We start from the raw sequence: 985 nt of genomic DNA, 5'->3' as shown, positions 1-985 counted from the left end.
TCGCCCCTATCGAGCCGAATAAATCGCTGATTACATGCAGGTACGCGCCGCGCATATTGACGTTTTCTTCAGTATCGCCATTCTTCAACATATAAACGGCGACACCGATGTTGACCAACAATCCGATAATACTGACCACCAACATGCCGCCCGTCAAAATTTCCGGCGGATAAAACAATCGTTTGACTGCTTCATAAAAAATCATTCCCGCAATCAACACCAGCGACAATCCGTTAAACATCGCCGTCAAAATTTCAAAACGCTTATACCCAAATGTCTTTTGCAGCGTGGTCTGTTTCTCGCCAAGTTTGAATGCCCACAATGCCACACCCAGCGAAAACGCATCGCTGAACATATGCCCAGCATCGGAAAGCAGGGCCAAAGAGTTGGTCAGCCAGCCGCCGACCGCCTCAACCAGCATAAATCCAGCAATAACGAAAAATGAAATGCGCAATACCTGCTTATTGGCAGTATGCGTGTGCGCGTGCGAATGATCGTGATGATGTGCCATGATGATTTTACCGTTTCAGACGGCCTTTTTATCCTGTTTCAAACTTTTCTCAAAATCTTCCAACATATCCAGCTCGAAACGGCTGAATCCAGCACGTTCCCGTGCTTCGATATTGACGTAGCCGCGGAAAATAAACATATCGTAACGCGCAATCAGGCTGCGGAACAAGGCAACCGGTTCCAAACCGCGCTCACGGCAAAGATGCTGATACCAATGATTGCCAATGGCGACATGCCCTACTTCATCGCGATAAATAATATCCAACACATCGCAGGTTTCCACATCGCCGCGCTGCGCCACTTTTGCACGAATACCCGGGGTGACATCCAAACCGCGCGCTTCCAACACCCGCGGCACCAAAGCCATGCGCAATAAAGGATCGTAAGCGGTTTTATATGCCATATCCCACAAATGCCCGTGCGCTTCAAAATCGCCGTAATCGTAGCCCAAGCTGTTCAGACGGCCACGCATCAA

2 protein-coding genes are annotated in these 985 nt (G+C 49.1%); both read right to left on the bottom strand.

All coding sequences use genetic code 11. The annotated features are described in order from the left end of the window. On the bottom strand, positions 1–511 hold a 511-nt coding region (locus ACTHS3_RS14855; protein WP_440368353.1), incomplete at its 3' end, for a cation diffusion facilitator family transporter. Between the two features lie 15 nt (positions 512–526). Next, positions 527–985 (bottom strand): ferritin-like domain-containing protein (locus ACTHS3_RS14850; RefSeq protein ID WP_440367229.1); only part of this gene is annotated, 459 nt, incomplete at its 5' end.

The organism is Neisseria sp. P0009.S007, assembly GCF_051962515.1.
Note: the sequence above shows the minus strand (reverse complement) of the source record. Positions and strands in the feature narration are given on the sequence as shown.